This window comes from Sphingomonas swuensis (assembly GCF_039538045.1).
Taxonomy (GTDB): Bacteria; Pseudomonadota; Alphaproteobacteria; order Sphingomonadales; family Sphingomonadaceae; genus Sphingomicrobium; species Sphingomicrobium swuense.
Genome location: NZ_BAABBQ010000001.1, coordinates 2,594,080 through 2,610,088, shown reverse-complemented (window position 1 = coordinate 2,610,088; position 16,009 = coordinate 2,594,080). Strand labels below are relative to the sequence as shown.

At 68.9% G+C, this 16,009-nt stretch carries 14 protein-coding genes; 7 read left to right on the top strand and 7 right to left on the bottom strand.

Annotation, left to right across the window (positions count from 1 at the left end; translation table 11 throughout):
- Positions 1-1,281, top strand: a complete 1,281-nt coding sequence (locus ABD727_RS13080; RefSeq protein ID WP_344708088.1) for an HlyD family type I secretion periplasmic adaptor subunit — start codon at positions 1-3, stop codon at positions 1,279-1,281.
- A gap of 12 nt (positions 1,282-1,293) precedes the next feature.
- Here ABD727_RS13080 and ABD727_RS13075 read toward each other — a convergent pair whose 3' ends face one another.
- Positions 1,294-2,241 (bottom strand): transglutaminase-like cysteine peptidase, encoded by a 948-nt coding sequence (locus tag ABD727_RS13075; protein ID WP_344707829.1) that lies wholly within the window; start codon positions 2,239-2,241, stop codon positions 1,294-1,296.
- A gap of 65 nt (positions 2,242-2,306) precedes the next feature.
- The gene (locus tag ABD727_RS13070; RefSeq protein ID WP_344707828.1) at positions 2,307-3,092 is read right to left on the bottom strand and encodes an alpha/beta fold hydrolase; all 786 of its coding nucleotides are present in this window, start codon (positions 3,090-3,092) and stop codon (positions 2,307-2,309) included.
- A 48-nt stretch (positions 3,093-3,140) separates the two neighbouring features.
- On the opposite strand from ABD727_RS13070, the gene ABD727_RS13065 reads away from it, so the two are divergent.
- The 4 genes from ABD727_RS13065 (at position 3,141) to ABD727_RS13050 (ending at position 8,083) form a co-directional block, all read left to right on the top strand.
- Positions 3,141-3,632 carry a (2Fe-2S)-binding protein gene (locus tag ABD727_RS13065; RefSeq protein WP_344707827.1) on the top strand — a complete coding sequence of 164 codons (492 nt, stop codon included), beginning with the start codon at positions 3,141-3,143 and terminating at the stop codon, positions 3,630-3,632.
- A gap of 32 nt (positions 3,633-3,664) precedes the next feature.
- The gene (locus ABD727_RS13060) at positions 3,665-4,555 is read left to right on the top strand and encodes an RcnB family protein (protein WP_344707826.1); all 891 of its coding nucleotides are present in this window, start codon (positions 3,665-3,667) and stop codon (positions 4,553-4,555) included.
- 90 nt (positions 4,556-4,645) lie between these two features.
- Entirely contained in the window at positions 4,646-6,508 is a 1,863-nt protein-coding gene (locus tag ABD727_RS13055) for a DUF885 domain-containing protein (RefSeq protein ID WP_344707824.1), read from the top strand.
- Positions 6,509-6,613: 105 nt separating this feature from the next.
- Positions 6,614-8,083 carry a protoglobin domain-containing protein gene (locus tag ABD727_RS13050; protein WP_344707823.1) on the top strand — a complete coding sequence of 490 codons (1,470 nt, stop codon included), beginning with the start codon at positions 6,614-6,616 and terminating at the stop codon, positions 8,081-8,083.
- Between the two features lie 24 nt (positions 8,084-8,107).
- On the opposite strand, the gene ABD727_RS13045 is transcribed toward ABD727_RS13050, so the two are convergent.
- Positions 8,108-9,694: a lysine--tRNA ligase gene (locus ABD727_RS13045; RefSeq protein ID WP_344707822.1), complete on the bottom strand. Its 1,587-nt coding sequence runs from the start codon at positions 9,692-9,694 to the stop codon at positions 8,108-8,110.
- Positions 9,695-9,796: 102 nt separating this feature from the next.
- Between ABD727_RS13045 and ABD727_RS13040 the strand changes: the two genes are divergently transcribed.
- Entirely contained in the window at positions 9,797-10,312 is a 516-nt protein-coding gene (locus ABD727_RS13040) for a hypothetical protein (RefSeq protein ID WP_344707821.1), read from the top strand.
- A gap of 69 nt (positions 10,313-10,381) precedes the next feature.
- On the top strand, positions 10,382-13,129 hold the full coding sequence (locus tag ABD727_RS13035) for an ATP-dependent DNA helicase (RefSeq protein WP_344707819.1): 2,748 nt from the start codon (positions 10,382-10,384) through the stop codon (positions 13,127-13,129).
- A gap of 25 nt (positions 13,130-13,154) precedes the next feature.
- On the opposite strand, the gene ABD727_RS13030 is transcribed toward ABD727_RS13035, so the two are convergent.
- The 4 genes from ABD727_RS13030 to plsX all read right to left on the bottom strand — a co-directional run bounded on the left by ABD727_RS13030 (position 13,155) and on the right by plsX (position 15,967).
- The gene (locus ABD727_RS13030; protein ID WP_344707818.1) at positions 13,155-13,490 is read right to left on the bottom strand and encodes a MerR family transcriptional regulator; all 336 of its coding nucleotides are present in this window, start codon (positions 13,488-13,490) and stop codon (positions 13,155-13,157) included.
- Positions 13,491-13,494: 4 nt separating this feature from the next.
- Positions 13,495-13,830 carry an integration host factor subunit alpha gene (locus ABD727_RS13025; RefSeq protein WP_344707817.1) on the bottom strand — a complete coding sequence of 112 codons (336 nt, stop codon included), beginning with the start codon at positions 13,828-13,830 and terminating at the stop codon, positions 13,495-13,497.
- A 119-nt stretch (positions 13,831-13,949) separates the two neighbouring features.
- Positions 13,950-14,921 carry a beta-ketoacyl-ACP synthase III gene (locus ABD727_RS13020; protein WP_344707816.1) on the bottom strand — a complete coding sequence of 324 codons (972 nt, stop codon included), beginning with the start codon at positions 14,919-14,921 and terminating at the stop codon, positions 13,950-13,952.
- Positions 14,918-15,967, bottom strand: a complete 1,050-nt coding sequence (plsX, locus tag ABD727_RS13015; RefSeq protein WP_344708087.1) for a phosphate acyltransferase PlsX — start codon at positions 15,965-15,967, stop codon at positions 14,918-14,920. Before plsX ends, ABD727_RS13020 begins: the two co-directional genes overlap by 4 nt.
- Positions 15,968-16,009: the final 42 nt, after the last annotated feature.

Genomic DNA, 16,009 nt, shown 5'->3' with positions numbered 1-16,009 from the left:
ATCATCTCCTCCATCCCCTTCGCGCCTTCGGGCCACTCGAGCCGGCACCGCCAGCCACTGACCGGTGCCCGCCGGATCATCCTTTTCTCGGCGATCGGCTTCTTCCTGTTCCTTGCCTGGAGCATGATCGCCCACGTCGACGAGGTGACGCACGGCCAGGGCAAGGTCATCCCGTCGAGCAAGGTGCAGCTGGTCCAGTCGGCCGAGCCGGCAGTGGTTCGCGAGATCCTCGTCCGCGGCGGCGAGCGCGTGAGCCGGGGCCAGTTGCTGGTTCGGCTCGACGACACGCAGTCGAGCTCGGAGCTGGGACAGATCGAGGCCGAGACGCAGGCGCTGCAACAGCGCGCGAACCGGCTCGGTGCCGAGGGCGGGGTTGGCGGGAGCGGGGTTGCCGGCGACGAGGGCGCGCTCCTCGCGGCCCGGCGTGGTGCGCTGTCGGGTCGGCTGGGCGCGCTCGGAGCCACGGCCGAGCAGCGCCGCCGCGAGGCGGCCGAGGCCGCCGCGACCATCAACTCGCTCGGGCAGAGCCTTCGGCTCGCGCAGGACAATGTGAATCGGCTGGCCCCGCTCGCCGCCAAGAGCATCGTGCCCCAGACCGAGCTTGCCGACGCGCAGCGCGAAGTCGTCGATCTGCAGGGGCGGATCGCGGCCGCCCGCGAACAGCAGGGCCGGGCGCTCGCCGCGGTGAACGAGGCGCGCGCTCAGGCCGCGGAGGCGAGCGCGCAATTCCGTCAGGATGCCCTCAACGAGCGTAGCCAGGTCACGCAGAAGATCGCGGTCAACACCCAGACCCTGCGCGGCGCGCAGGGACGGCTCAACCGGGCCGAATTGCGCTCGCCGGTCGACGGCGTCGTCAACGACGTCCAGATCACCACCCGCGGCGGCTTCGTCCAGGCCGGGCAGAAGATCATGGAAGTGGTCCCCATGGGCGACCGCCTGCTGATCGAGACACGGGTCAAGCCGAGCGACATTGCCTTCATCAAGGTCGGCGACCGAGCGCTGGTGAAGGTCACCGCCTACGACTTCTCCATCTACGGCGGGCTCGAGGGCAAGGTCGTCCAGGTCAGTGCCGACTCGATCTACGACGAGACCACCCGCGAGGCCTATTTCAACGTCATCGTCGAGACCGGGCGCGCCTATCTGACGACGGCGGGACGGCGGCTTCCCATCACGCCCGGCATGATGACCGACACGCAGATCATCACCGGTCGCAAGTCGATCCTCACCTATCTCCTGAAGCCGGTCCTCAAGGCCAAGAGCGACGCGCTGACCGAGCGCTGAGCCGCAACTGGATCAGCCGAGCAGCGCCGCCGGAAAGTCGGCTTCGCTGACCGTGAAGCGCGGCTCTGACGAGGCATTGTCGGCCGGCGCGGCAGCCGGAACGGGCAGGGCACTCTCGGCGGGGGTCGCCGACGCGAGCACCAGGGGCGGCTCGGCCGAGCGGCGGTAGCCATGGGTCCAGCGATGTCCGGCCGAGTAGCTGAAGATCGGGCGATAATCGACGATGTCGGCGCTGTCGGTCACCCGGTCGGTGCCATTGTCGAGCACCCACAGCCGACCTTCGCTTTGCACCGCAAGCACGGCATGGTCGCTGCGGCGTACGAGGTCCTTCAGGATCACCAGATACAGGTCGCGGGCCTCGAAGCCGGCGGCGCGGAGCAGCTGCAGCTTGGCGATCGCATAATCCTCGCAGTCGCCGCGGCCGCGACCAAGCGAGTCCGAAGCGCTCTGCCAGACGTCCGCACGACCGAACAACCGCTCGTCATCGATGAAGGAGATACGCGCGTTGACGAAGCGGTTGACGAGCTCGATGCGCTCGGCCTCGGGGCGCTCGCGGAGCGACGCTGCCCAGGAGGCGCTCGTTCCGGTGGCGGAGCGGCTCACCACCGCGTTCCAGCGGCGATCGAGCGGGGTCGACGTAACCGGCAACGCGACCGAACCGAAGACGTCGGGTCGGCCGCTGGTGATCGCTGCCCGGCGAAGCGCGAGCCGCGGGCGGGAATAGCTGGCGGCCATGGCGAAGGAGGCCGGCTGAAGCGCGGCAGACGCAGGCGGGGCGGACGTGCCGCCTTGCTGGGCGAGCAGGGCGGCAAGCTTGCTGCCGGTGCCGAGCAGGGCCTCGCTCTTGCGTACCGCCGAGGCGCTTACTGCATAGGGCGAGGCGCTCTGCGCGACGGCGGGGGCCGGTCCGAGCAGCGCCGCCGCGCCAAGGGCGGCAAGAAGAAGGGCCTTCCTGTCCATGTCCTGCAATCTCGCAGGACAAGGCGAAGAACGGCTTGAAGTCCTTGGTTAAAGGGCCGGTAAGGCTATGCTTTCTCATCCACTCCGGAGAGGAATGCCGCCACGATGCGGTCGAAGATGGCGGGCTGCTCGAGGTTCGGCAGGTGCCCCGCGCCCGTGATCTCGACGAGGGTGGCGTGGGCAATGAGGTCCTTGAGCTCGTCCGACAGCGAAGGCGGCGTGATCCGGTCCTCGCTCCCGCACAGGATGAGCGTGGGACATTCGATGGCTCGCGCCTCGCGGCGCTGGTCGGCGAGCCACACCGCCTTCGCGGCCAGCACGTAGGCCGCGGGGTCGATGGCGGCCATGGTCTCGATCACGGCGGTCTTTACCGCGGCCGCTGCCGGCTGGGCGAGGAGGGCATCGGCGCGGCTTTCGGCGAGGCCACGCATGCCCAGTGCCTCCATGCCGGCCAGCGAGCGGGCAAGGATCGCCTCGCCCTCGGGATGACAGGCGAAGGTGTCGGCGAGGATCAAGGACGCGATCCTTTCCGGAGCCTGGGCGTGCATCGCGATCGCGAGGACGCCGCCGAGCGACAGGCCGCAGACATGCGCCCGCTCGATGCTGAGAGCGTCGAGAAAGGCCAGAGCGGCCGCCGCGAAGTCGTCGCGGGTCGCGCCGGGCAGGAGCGCGCTGTCGCCATAGCCGGGCAGGTCCATGGCGAGTGTCAGCCGCTCCGCGCCGAAGCGCTCGACCTGGCCGTCCCAGGCGTGGCGATTGGAGCCCACGCCATGAAGGAACAGGAGAGGAATGCCGCTGCTGCCGCTGCGTTCGTAGCCGATCGTGCCGAGGCGGGTGTCGATGGTCGTCATGGAGAGCGATGCTTGGCAGGATCGCCAGGCCGCGGCTAGGGTCGGGCCATGGCAAAGATGCGGGTCAACGGGCAGGCGCTGGAATTTACCGCCGATCCGGCCATGCCCTTGTTGTGGGCCTTGCGCGACCTCGCCAACCTCACCGGGACGAAGCAGGGTTGCGGCAGCGGCCAGTGCGGCGCCTGCACGGTGATCGTGGATGGCAATGCGGCGCTCAGCTGCCTCGTCCCGCTCGGCAGCCTCGAAGGGGCCGACGTGACCACGGTCGAGGGCCTGGCCAGTCACCCGATCGTGCCGGCGCTGGTTGCGGAGGAAGCCGTGCAATGCGGCTTCTGCACGCCCGGATTCGTCTGCGCGCTGGCCGCCCTTCTGCAGCAGAGCGCGCGGCCGACGGCCGAGCAGATCGACGCGCTTCCGAACCGCTGTTCGTGCGGCACGCAGCCCCGAATTCGGCGGGCAGTGGAGCGTGCGGCGCGCAGCCTCGCTCCCGCGTCTCCGTCCAAGCCAGTACCGCCGACGAAAGTCGTTTCGGGTCGTTAATCGTCCGCTCAGCCGATGCGAGAGAAAGTCGAGTGAACGACCTCGACGGAACCATCGCCATGCGCCTCACTGCCCTTGCCATGCTGCTCCTCACTGCCGCTTCGCCGGCATTTGCCACGCTCGATCCCGACGAGCCCACGCCGCGGATGGGTCGTGCGGAACGCGCGGCGCAGCGGGCCGAGCGCGCCGAGGCCAACGGACAGTCGGACCAGCGGGAGGCGCGCTGGCAGCGGAGCGAGCGGGACGAGCCGCCGGCACCGCCGCGTCCCGAGCGACCAAGGCGCGAGCGGCCGGCGATGGCGGAGCCCGCTTTACCGATGCCCGCGCCGGCGACAGAGCTTCGCGGCCAGCGCGCCGAAGGCCGCCGCGACCGGGAGCCGCCTGCCGACGGGGTTGCCAACTGGCGGTTTCGCGAGCGGGTCGCCGCACGCGTCCGCGAGGCCGCCCCTCCGCCGCTCGCTGAACCCGCAACGGGCGGGCCCGAGCGGCCGTCCGGCCAGTTCGGCGACCGCCGCGACCGGCCGCAACCACCGGTCGTGCATCGTGGCGATCGCGGCGAGCGCGAGCGCGGTGGCGAGCGGATCGGCGATCGCCTGCGCGACCGGGTCGCCGCCGAAGGCTGGCGCAAGGAATGGCGGCGCGACCATCGCTACGACTGGCGGCGCCATCGCGACCGCGATCGCCGCCGCTTCCACGTCGGGATCTACATTGACCCGTTCGGCTGGCGCTACCGCCCGTGGCAGCTCGATTGGCGGCTTCCATCGCGCTACTATTCAAGCCGCTACTGGATCTCCGATCCCTATTATTACAGCCTGCCGCCGGTCTATGCGCCCTACCGCTGGGTCCGCTACTGGAACGATGCCCTGCTCGTCGATCTCCGCACCGGCCGGGTAGTGGACGTCATCCCGAATTTCTTCTGGTAGACGGCTCGAGACCGTTGATCGAAGGGGCGTTGCCGACCACGGCAGCGTCCCTTCCGCCATTTTCGTCCCCCTCGACCGAAAGCCCCGCCGATGATCCGCCGCTTCCTGCTTCTTGGTTCCGCCGCCCTCGGCCTGTCCGCCTGCGCGGCGGTCGACACCGCGCCCGTTGCGACCAGCCCGTCGCCCGCTGTGGTCGCCGAACCGGACCCCGCGCAGCAGGCCGCGGCCCGGGCTGAAGCTGCGCACCGTGAGCTGTTCGCGCTGTTCCAGGCGAGTGACGAAGCAAGCCTCAAGCGCAATCCGCTGAGCGGGCTGTTCCGCGGCGACTTCCGCTATGCCGACCAACTCGGCGACTCGATCTCGGACGCTTATTTCGCTGGGGAGAAGGCCGCTGCCGAGAAGGACCTCGCCGACCTTGCGAGGATCAACCGCGCGGCGCTGAACGAAACCGACCAGATCGCCTACGACGTCTTCAAGTTCAGCACCGAGGACACGCTTCGCGGCTACCAGCCCGACCTGCTCGCGCTGACCCGGGTGCGGCCGATGAACCACTTCTTCGGGCTTCACACCTTCTACCCGACACTCGCCAGCGGCGAGGGTGCGGCTCCCTTCAAGACGCTTGCGGACTATGAGAACAATCTGAAGCGGCACCGCGACTATGTCCGCTACCTCGACGCGACGATCGGCCGCTGGCGCGAAGGCATGGCGAGCGGGGTGGTCGACACCAAGCTGACCGTCCGCAACATGATCGAGCAGCTCGACAACCAGCTCAAGCAGAAGCCGTCCGAGAACAATTACCTCGGTCCCATCCGCAAGTTTCCGGACACGGTCGCGGCGGCCGACCGGACCCGGCTGACCGCCGAATATCAGGCGGCCTATGCCGACGGCATCCGCCCGGCGCTGACCCGAGTCCGTGATTTCCTGAGGACCGAATATCTGCCCCGCGCCCGCGACGGGGTCGGGCTGATGTACATGAAGGGCGGGCCCGAGCTGTACCGCTACCTGATCAGATCGACGACCACACTCGACATGACCCCCGAGCAGATCCACGACCTCGGCCTCAGCGAAGTGGCGCGGATCACCGCCGAGATGGAGAAGGTCCGGACCGAGACCGGCTTCAAGGGCAGCCTGCCCGCCTTCTTCAATTATCTGCGCACCGACGCGCGCTTCAAGCCGAAGAGCCGCGAGGGGCTGACGCAGGGCTATTATGACATCGGCAAGAAGGTCGACGCGCAGCTCCCGCGCTACTTCTCGACTATGCCGAAGGCGAAGCTCGAGATCCGGCCTTATGAGCCGTTCCGCGAGAAGTTCGAAGCCGGTGGATCCTACCAGAACGGAACCCCCGACGGCACGCGGCCGGGCATCTTCTACTTCAACGCCTATGACCTGCCGAGCCGGACCACGCCCGGAATGACCACGCTCTACCTCCACGAAGGGTCGCCGGGGCACCACTTTCAGATCAGCCTCGCGCAGGAAAATGAGGCGCTTCCGGCCTTCATGCGGTTTGGCGGGAACACCGCCTACGTCGAGGGCTGGGCACTCTATGCCGAGACGCTCGGCTACGAGATGGGCTTCTACCAGGATCCCTATCAGCGGATGGGGACTCTCGACGACGAGATGCTTCGCGCAATGCGGCTGGTGGTCGACACGGGCATCCATTCCAAGGGTTGGACCCGCGACCAGTCGATCAAGTACATGCTCGACCACAGCAGCATGGGGAAGACCGACGCCACCGCCGAGGTCGAGCGCTACATCGCCATTCCCAGCCAGGCGACCGCCTACAAGATCGGAGCGCTGACCATCCAGCGGCTGCGGCGCAAGGCCGAGGCAGAGCTCGGGCCCAAGTTCGACATCCGGGCCTTCCACGAGCAGGTGCTCGGCACGGGCGCGCTTCCGCTGGCGGTGCTCGAGCAGAAGATCGATCGCTGGATCGCGACGATCAAGGCAAGCTGAGCAGGATATTCGACCCGCATCGGGGCGGTCAAAATCGCGTCCGCTCCATCGCTCCCGGTCCTGCTCCTCTATGAGTGTGGAGGAACCAGGGGAGCGGAACGAAGCATGTCCGAAGAGATGGCAACGCGGCTGTCGTTCATGAACTTCACGCCGGGGCAGCGTAGCGTTCTGAAGGACATCCAGGGATTGCTCGGGAGGCTGATCCCACCGGCCCTCGACAAATTCTACGAGAAGGTGCGCGCAACGCCGGCGACCAGCCGCTTCTTCCGCGACACGAGCCACATGCATTCGGCGCAAGCGGCGCAGGAGAAGCATTGGGGGCGGATCGCGGGCGGCGAGTTCGACGAGCAGTTTCATGCCGGGGTGCGGCGCATTGGCTCGGTCCACGCCGCCATCGGGCTCGAGCCGCGCTGGTATATCGGTGCCTATGCGCTGGTCCTCGAGCATGTGCTGCACGGCCTCGCGCGGGAATATCACTGGACCAACCGGCTGCGCCGCAAGGTGGGAGGACCAGGCCAGGCGGACGCGACCGTCGCGCTGGTCAAGGCCGCGCTGCTCGACATGGAGCTGTCGGTCTCCATCTACTTCGAGCAGAGCCAGGTAGAGCGCAACGAGGCGATCGAGAAACTGAGCGCCTCACTGAGGAAACTGGCCGCAGGCGACCTCACCGTCGAGTTGAGCGACCTGCCTGCAAGCTTTTCCACCATTCGCGAAGACTTCAACTCGGCGGTCGGGCAGCTCCGTGGCCTGATCGGCGGGGTCGCCGAGGGCGCGGTCCACATCGACACCGGCGCATCCGAGATCGCACAGGCCGCGGAGGACCTCGCCCGGCGGACCGAAAGCACCGCCGCCAGCCTCGAGCAGACCAGCGCCGCGGTCAGCCAGATGAACGAGCGCATCCGCGCCACTTCGGACTCGGCCGAACAAACCGTCCGTAGGGCCGACGAGGCCAGCGCGACCGTTGAGACCGGCCGGAGGGTCGCCGACGAAGCCGTTCGGGCTATGGGCTCGGTCAGCGACAGCGCGACGGGCATCGACAGTGTCATCGAGGGGCTCGACAAGATCGCCTTCCAGACCCGCGTGCTGGCGATGAACGCGGCGGTCGAGGCTGGCCGCGCGGGTGAAGCGGGACGCGGCTTCGCGGTGGTCGCAGACCTCGTCAGCGCGCTCGCCATGCGCGCAGAGGAAGAAGCGAAGAAGGCGCGCGACCAGCTGACCACCACCCAGACCGAGATCGTCACTGCGGTCCGGGCGGTCGGGCAGGTCGACGGCGAACTGGAGAAGATCTCCACCGACGTCGGCGCGGTCCACAAGCTGCTGACCGCGATCGCCAGCGACAACCAGGCGCAGGCGACGGCGATTGCCGAGATCAGCAGCGCGGTCGGCTTCATGGACCGCGCGACTCAACAGAATGCGGCGATGGTCGAGGAAGCGTCGGCCGCGGCCCGGAGCCTCGCGGCGGAGGTCGGCAAGCTCAACGCCAGGGCCGGTCAATTCCGGATCAGCGCGGGCCCATCCTGGGGCGCGGTGCGGCGCGAGCTCACCGAAGGCGCGCCGCAGATCCTGGCTGCCTAGCGCGAGCCTGAGCGCAGCGCCGGCTCAGGCGGCGAGCGCCTCGGCGATCAGGCGGCGGCTGTTGTCGATGCCGTAGAGGGCGATGAAGCTGCCAAGCCGGGGTCCCTGACTTGAGCCCAGCAGGGTCTCATAGGCGGCCTGGAACCAGTCGCGCAGTGCTTCCTTGCCATAGTGGCGCTTGCCGACCTCGAAGACGCCATTCTGGATTTCGTCCGCGGGCGTATCCGGCGCGAGATCAGCGAGGAAGGCATCGAGGTCCTGCAGCGCCGCCGTCTCGGTTGCGGTCGGCGCCCGGCGCTGAAGGCCCGGCACCACGAAGTCGCGCGCATAGGTGACGGCGAGGCCGATCAGCTCGTCGAGCTCGGGATCGCGCTCGGGAGAGGTTTCCGGCGCGTAGCGCTGGACGAAGCGCCAGGCGGTGTCCTTGTCGGCCACGCCGGGAAGCGAAGCGAGGTTGAGCAGAAGCCCGAAGGACAGCGGCAGGGTCGAGGGCTCGGGCACCGCCCCACCGTGGATGTGATGCACCGGATTGCCGAGGCGCTGCTCGACCGGCTGCTCGGGCCAGCGGCCGCGGAATTGCCAGTAATCGTCGATCGCGCGCGGAATCAGCCCGAGGTGAAGGTTCTTGGCCTTCTTCGGCTCACGGAAGAGGTAGAATTCGAGGCTCCGCTCGCCGCCATACTTCAGCCAGTCGTCTAGCGTCAGGCCGTTGCCCTTGGTCTTGGAGATCTTCTCGCCCTTTTCGTCGAGGAACATCTCGTAGTTGAAGCCCTCGGGCGGACGGCGACCGAGGATGCGCGCGATCTTGCCCGACTGGATCGTCGAGTCGATCAGGTCCTTGCCGGCCATCTCATAGTCCACCCCGAGCGCCACCCAGCGCATCGCCCAGTCGACCTTCCATTGCAGCTTGGAGCGCCCGCCGAGCGCCGACTGGACGACCTCGCTGCCATCCTCGTCGGTGAAGGCGATGGTGCCCGCTTCGGCATCGACCACGCGGACGGGCACCTGGAGGACCCGGCCGGTGGTGGGCGAGACGGGAAGGACCGGCGAATAGGTCAACCGGCGCTCCTCGCGCAGGGTCGGCAGCATGACTCCGAGGATGTCGTCGAAGTGGCGAAGCACCTGGCGCAGCGCGTCGTCGAAGCGGCCCGACGTGTAGGCATCGGTCGCGCTGACGAACTCATAGTCGAAGCCGAAGCGGTCGAGGAACTGGCGAAGAAGCTCGTTATTGTGGTGCGCGAAGCTCGGGTGACAGCCGAACGGGTCGGGGACCTTGGTCAGCGGCTTGCCGAGCGCACCTTCGAGGACCTCGCCATTGGGGATGTTGCCGGGGACCTTGCGCAGCCCGTCCATGTCGTCGCTGAAGGCGATCAGCCGGGTCGGCACCCTTCCGCCGGTCAGCACTTCGTAGGCGCGGCGGACCCAGGTGGTGCGAAGGACCTCGGTGAAGGTGCCGATGTGCGGCAGGCCCGAGGGACCATAGCCCGTCTCGAATACGACCGCTTCGCCGTTCGGCTTGCCGTCGGGATAGCGGGCGACGAGCTTGCGGGCTTCCTCATAGACCCAGGTCTTGTTGGCGAGGGCGGCCTGGCGGATGGCGTCGTCGGTCATGGCGCGCGAATGCACATGTTGCAGGTGCGAAGGCAAGGGGGAGCATGGCTTGGTTGCGGAGCCGAGTGGCTGGCCGCATCATGCCGCGCGACGGGAGAGGACATGACGACGTTGAACGCCTTGCTGATCGCCCTGCAGCTCGCCGGTGCCGTTCCCACTCCGACGCCGGAAGCGAAGACGGCGGTCAATGCCGAAGAGGCCTTCTCCCAGCTCAAGGCGATGGTGGGCGAGTGGCGACCGGCGGACGATCCGGCCAGCCCCTTGCGCATCCGCTTCTACCTGACGGCGCGCGGTTCGGTGCTGGTCGAAAGCTGGGAAGCGCGCGGCAAGCCGCATTCGCTGACGCTCTACCATCGCGACGGCGCGGCGCTGATCGCCACCCATTACTGCCCGCAGGGCAACCAGCCGCGACTCGCGCTCCACGGAAGGGACAAGAACGGTCTTCACTTCGCATTGCGGGACATCACCGACCTCGACGCGGCAACCGAGTCGCACCAGCACGATCTCTGGATCGACCCGGCAGGGCCGAAAGGACCCACCAGAAGCGAGATCTACGCGAGCAAGGCGGGTGCGGGGGAGGTCGAGCGGATGCGACTCGTCCGCACCCAGGACAAGTAGAGCCCTGGCGACCATCCATTCGCCGCTTCCTCGTTGCCCTTTCGTTCCCCTGCCGCCACATGAGGCCAAGTGGCGTCGTCCTTCTTCCTTCCCGCGCTTCACGCGAGCCATGCCGGTATCTGGCTGGTCGGGCGCGACGGCGTGCGCGAGGCGTCGCGCGGCGAGGCGATCCGGGCCGTTTCGGACACGCCGCACCTTTTGCTGAACGCTCCGCTGACGGGCCAGCGGCTCGGTTTTGCCGAGGTCAGTGGGCTCGACCTTCTCGAACTGTTCGCCTTCGTTCATCCGGCCCGCTTCGTGGTCCCGACGGTGGCCGGCTTCGCGGGCTGGTTAGGGCTTGCGGAGCCGGCTGACGATGCGGCCGCGGCGGCGCTGCTGCCGGTGATCGCCGAGCGGCTGCTGGAAGTCGTCGGCAACGACGGGTGGCCCGAGCGCGAGGGCGCCTGGACCGTGAACATGACCCTGCAGCGACTTGGCTGGGGTTGGGCCGGGCTGGTCGGGCAGCGATTGCGCAAGCCCGATCGCGGCGAGCGGATGCTCTTCTCGCGGCTCGAGCAGTGGGAGGAAGCGGCGGAGCGCCCGCCGCCGCGCGCGGTCCGGCTTGGTGACGGTGAAGCGGAAGCGCGGCTTCGCCTGCTGACGGGCTCGGGCTCCGAGCAGCGCGACGGACAGCGGGCCTTCGCCGCCGCCGCCGCGCACGCCTTCTCTCCGCGCGACCGGCGCGACTCTCCCAACATGTTGCTGGCCGAAGCGGGGACGGGCATCGGAAAGACGCTGGGCTATCTCGCGCCGGCTTCGCTGTGGGCGGAGAAGGCGGGCGGCACCGTGTGGGTATCGACCTTCACCAAGGCGCTGCAGCGGCAGCTCGACGCGGAAGGCCGGCGGATCATCGCCGATCCTGACGAGCGAAAGCGGCGGATCGTCGTCCGCAAGGGCCGCGAAAATTATCTCTGCCTGCTCAACCTCGAGGACGCCATGCAGGGCAGCTTCTCGGGGCGAGCGGCGGTGCTGGCGCAGCTGGTCGGTCGCTGGGCGGCCTACACCAAGGACGGCGACATGGTCGGCGGCGACCTGCCGGGCTGGCTGCCGAGCCTGTTCCGCCGGGCGGGTGCCACCGCGCTCACCGATCGCCGCGGCGAGTGCGTCTATGCGGGCTGCCCGCACTATCGAAAATGCTTCATCGAGCGCGCCGAGCGCGCGGCCCGCGGCGCCGACCTGGTCATCGCCAACCATGCGCTGGTGATGGTCAGCGCGGCGCGCGGTCGGCTCGCGGGCGGGCTCGAGCGGATCGTGTTCGACGAAGGTCACCACCTGTTCGACGCCGCCGACTCGACCTTCGCGGTGGCGCTGACCGGCGCCGAGACGATCGAACTCAGGCGCTGGATCATCGGTCCGGAGCGGAGCAGCAAGGGGCGGAGGCGCGGCCTCGCGGCGCGGCTGATGGACGTCTGCTCCTACGACGACCAGGGTGCGGCGGCGCTCGACGCGGCGATCCAGGCCGCGGGGCAGCTGCCGGCCGACGGCTGGCTCGGCCGGGTGGTCGAGGGCAATCCGTGGGGACCGCTCGAAGGCCTTTTCGCCGCGGTGCGCGGAACGGTGCTCGCGCGGGCCCGGGCGGAGGATGCCGGCTACGGGATCGAGACCGAACTGGCCGAGCCCGACGGAGCGCTGGTCGGCGCGGCGGCGGCGGCGCTCGAGGCGATGGAGGCACTCCAGCGGCCGCTGAGCGCGCTCCGGCTGAGGCTCGAAAGCGTGCTCGACGAAGCTCCCGACTGGCTCGACGGAGCTGCCCGGGCGCGGGTCGAGGGGGCGATCGCCGGCCTGACCTGGCGCGGCAATGCGGTAATGGCGTGGGGCCAGCTGCTCGCCCGGGTCGGCGGGGCTCCGGACCCGGACTTCGTCGACTGGCTCAATGTCGACCGGATCGAGGGACGCGAGCTCGACATCGGGTTGCAGCGGCGCTGGCTCGACCCGACCCGGCCGCTGGCCAAGGCGGTGCTCGAGCAGGCGCATGGCGTCCTCGTGACCAGCGCGACGCTGCGCGGGGGCGAGGAAGGCTGGAGCGTCGCCGAGGGACGCACCGGCGCCACCCACCTGCCCGCGCCCGCCCTCAGCTTCCATGCGCCGAGCCCGTTCGACTATGCGGCGAGCAGCGAGGTGCTCGTGGTCACCGACGTCAGGCAGGGCGATTTGGCGGCGCTCGCCAACGCCTATGCCCGGCTTGTCGCGGCGGCGGGCGGGGGCACGCTCGGACTGTTCACCGCCATCTCGCGACTGAAGGCGGTGCATGCCCGGATCGCCGACCGCCTCGCCCGCGACCAGCTTCCGCTCTACGCCCAGCATGTCGATCCGATCGACACCGGCACGCTGGTCGACATGTTCCGCGCCGACCCGGCGGCGAGCCTGCTCGGCACCGACGCGCTGCGCGACGGGGTCGACGTGCCGGGCGAGTCGCTGCGGCTGGTGGTGATGGAGCGGGTGCCATGGCCCCGGCCGACGGTGCTTCACGCCGCGCGGCGGCTGGCGGGCGGCGGAAGCGCCTATGATGATCGGGTCGTCAAGGCGCGGCTGGCGCAGGCGTTCGGGCGGCTGATCCGGCGCCAGGGCGACCGGGGCACATTCGTGATCCTCTCGGCGGCTTGCCCGTCCCGGCTGCTGACGGCCTTTCCCGACGGCGTGCAGGTGAGCCGGGTGACGCTGGAGGAGGCGGTTGGGAGAGTCGCGGGAAGTCGCTCTTCCCCCGCGGGGGTGGTGGGCGCGCGCAGCGCCGACGGAGGGGTGATCGAGGCTGGCGAGAACCCCTCAATCACTTCGTGACGGCTCCCCCAAGGGGGAGCGTCGTCTAGCGGATCGCTTCGACCAGTTCCGCCCGGACCCTTTTCAGCGCGCCGAGCAGGTCTTCCGCGACGGGTTCGGGCTCGGGGATCGGCTCCTTGCTCTTGAGCAGTTGCTGGACCCCGCGCACAGTATAGCCCTGCCGATTGAGCAGCTGGTCGATCTGGCGGAGCAGGGCGACGTCCTCGGGCCGGTAGTAGCGGCGGCCGCCGGCACGCTGCAGCGGCTTGAGCTGGGGAAACTTGGTCTCCCAGTAGCGCAGGATGTGCTGGGCAATGCCGAGTTCGGCCGTGACCTCGCCGATGGTCCGGAAGGCCTCGGGCCCCTTCACACCGGCCGTCATCGGCTCAGTCGTTCGCGATACGATCGCGCATCATCTGGCTGGCGCGGAAGGTCATGACGCGGCGCGGCGCGATCGGCACTTCGACCCCGGTCTTGGGATTGCGGCCGATCCGCTGCCCCTTGTCGCGCAGGATGAAGCTTCCGAAGCCGGAGATCTTGACGTTCTCGCCATGCGCCAGCGCGGCGCACATGTGGTGCAGCAGACGCTCGACCATCGAGGCCGATTCCGCCCTGCTGAGACCAAGCTTTCGGTGCACGACATCGCCAAGATCGGCGCGCGTCAGCGTGCCCTGGTGCATCTCGCTCGATTGCCCGCCCCGCGGGACGCCTGCGTCGGCCATCCTAAACTCCCGCCCTGTTAAGGGCATGCCCCCAGCCGCCCTGTCGCAGCGTTCATAGCCCAAAGCGGGCTGTCGGCAAACCGACAATTCTCGCGGCAAAAGGGCGCCTTGTCCGATTGTTAAACGATAAGTACCGCGGCGCCCCAGGTGAAGCCTCCGCCCATCGCCTCGAGCACGACAGTGTCGCCGCGCTTGATCCGGCCATCCTTAACCGCGACGTCGAGCGCCAGGGGCACCGAAGCGGCCGAGGTATTGGCGTGGCGATCGACCGTCAGCACGACCCGTTCGTGGTCGAGCCCGAGCTTGCGCGCGGTGGCGTCGATGATCCGGGCATTGGCCTGGTGCGGCACGACCCAGTCGACGTCGTCGGTCGAAAGCCCGGCCTTGGCGAGCACGTCGCCGAGCACCTGGGCGAGATTGACCACCGCATGGCGGAAGACCTCGCGCCCCTTCATCCGGAGCTTGCCGACCGTGCCCGTCGTCGAGGGGCCGCCGTCGACGTAGAGCATGTCGCCCCACTGGCCGTCGGCATGGAGCTGGGTGGCCAGGATCCCGCGTTCGTCGGTCGGGCTGGTCTCCTCGGCGCGCAGCACGACCGCGCCCGCGCCATCGCCGAACAGGACGCAGGTGGTGCGGTCCTCCCAGTCGAGGATTCGGCTGAAGGTCTCGGCGCCGATCACCAGCGCGGACTTGGCATTGCCGCCGCGGAGCATCGAGTCGGCCACCGTCAGTGCGTAGAGGAAGCCAGTGCAGACCGCGTGGACGTCGAACGCGATCGCGTCCTTGATCCCGAGCAGGTGCTGGACCTTGGTCGCCGAGCTCGGGAATGTCTGGTCGGGCGTGGCGGTGGCGAGGACGATCAGGCCGATGTCCGACGGCGCGAGCCCGGCATGGGCAAGGGCCTTGCGAGCCGCTTCGGTCGCGAGGGTCGCGGTCGTCTCGCCGTCGCCGGCGATGTAGCGGGTGCGGATCCCGGTGCGCTCGACGATCCACTCGTCGGACGTGTCCACCTGCGCCGCCAGTTCCGCATTGTCGACTCGCCGCTTGGGCAGGGCCGAACCCACTCCGAGAAGGATGCTTCGAAGGGTCACTCTGGGGCACTCGCTCCGGCAAAGGCGTGGGCACGGAATTCGTCGAGGTCGGTCATGACCTGACGGATGATGTCGTTGCGAACCATGGAGGCCGCGACCGCGATCGCGTTGGCGACGCCCTTGGTGTTGGCGCCGCCATGGCTCTTCACGACCAGACCGTTGAGGCCGAGGAAGACCGCGCCATTGTGGTTGTTGGGGTCGAGATGGACCTTGAGCATGTGCAGCGCCGGCTTGGACAGGGCGAAACCGGCCTTGGACCGGATCGACGATGTAAACGCGCGGCGAAGGAGATCGGTGACGAAGCGGGCGGTGCCCTCGGCCGTCTTGAGCGCGATATTGCCCGAAAAGCCGTCGGTCACGACCACGTCAACATTGCCGCGCGACAGCTGGTCGCCCTCGGTGAAGCCGTCGAATTTCAGGGGCAGATAGTCCGCCTCGCGGAGCATGGCGGCGGCGTCCTTGAGCTCGCCGGTGCCCTTGAGCTCCTCGGTGCCGATGTTGAGCAGCTTCACCCGCGGCCGCTTGAGGCCGAGCACGGTCCGCGCATAGGCCGCGCCCATCACCGCGAACTGGACGAGGTTCTGCGCGTCGCACTCGGTATTGGCGCCGAGGTCGAGCATGACGCAGTCGTGGGCACCGAGCGTCGGCAACAAGGCGGTCAGCGCCGGCCGGTCGATCCCGGGCATGGTCCGCAGCGCGAGCTTGGACATGGCCATCAGCGCGCCGGTGTTGCCGGCCGACAGCGCGGCATCGGCGCTGCCGTCCTTCACCGCGTTGATCGCAAGGCCCATGGAAGTGGTCCGGGCGCGGCGCAGCGCCTGGCTCGGCTTCTCGTCGCCGGCGACCTGGTCGGGGGCGTGGACGATGGTCGCGGCGCCGGCAGGCAGCTTCAGCCGCTCGATCGCGGGCTGAAGCACGGCCTCGTCGCCAAACATCAGGAAGCGAAGCGAGCGGTCAACCTTGAGGGCGCGCTCGATCCCGCCCAGCATTGCTGCCGGGCCGCCGTCGCCACCCATGGCATCCACTGCAATCCGCGGTGCGCTCAGCGAGGCGGCGCGGGGCGAACTGCGGTTCACTAAGCGAAGCTC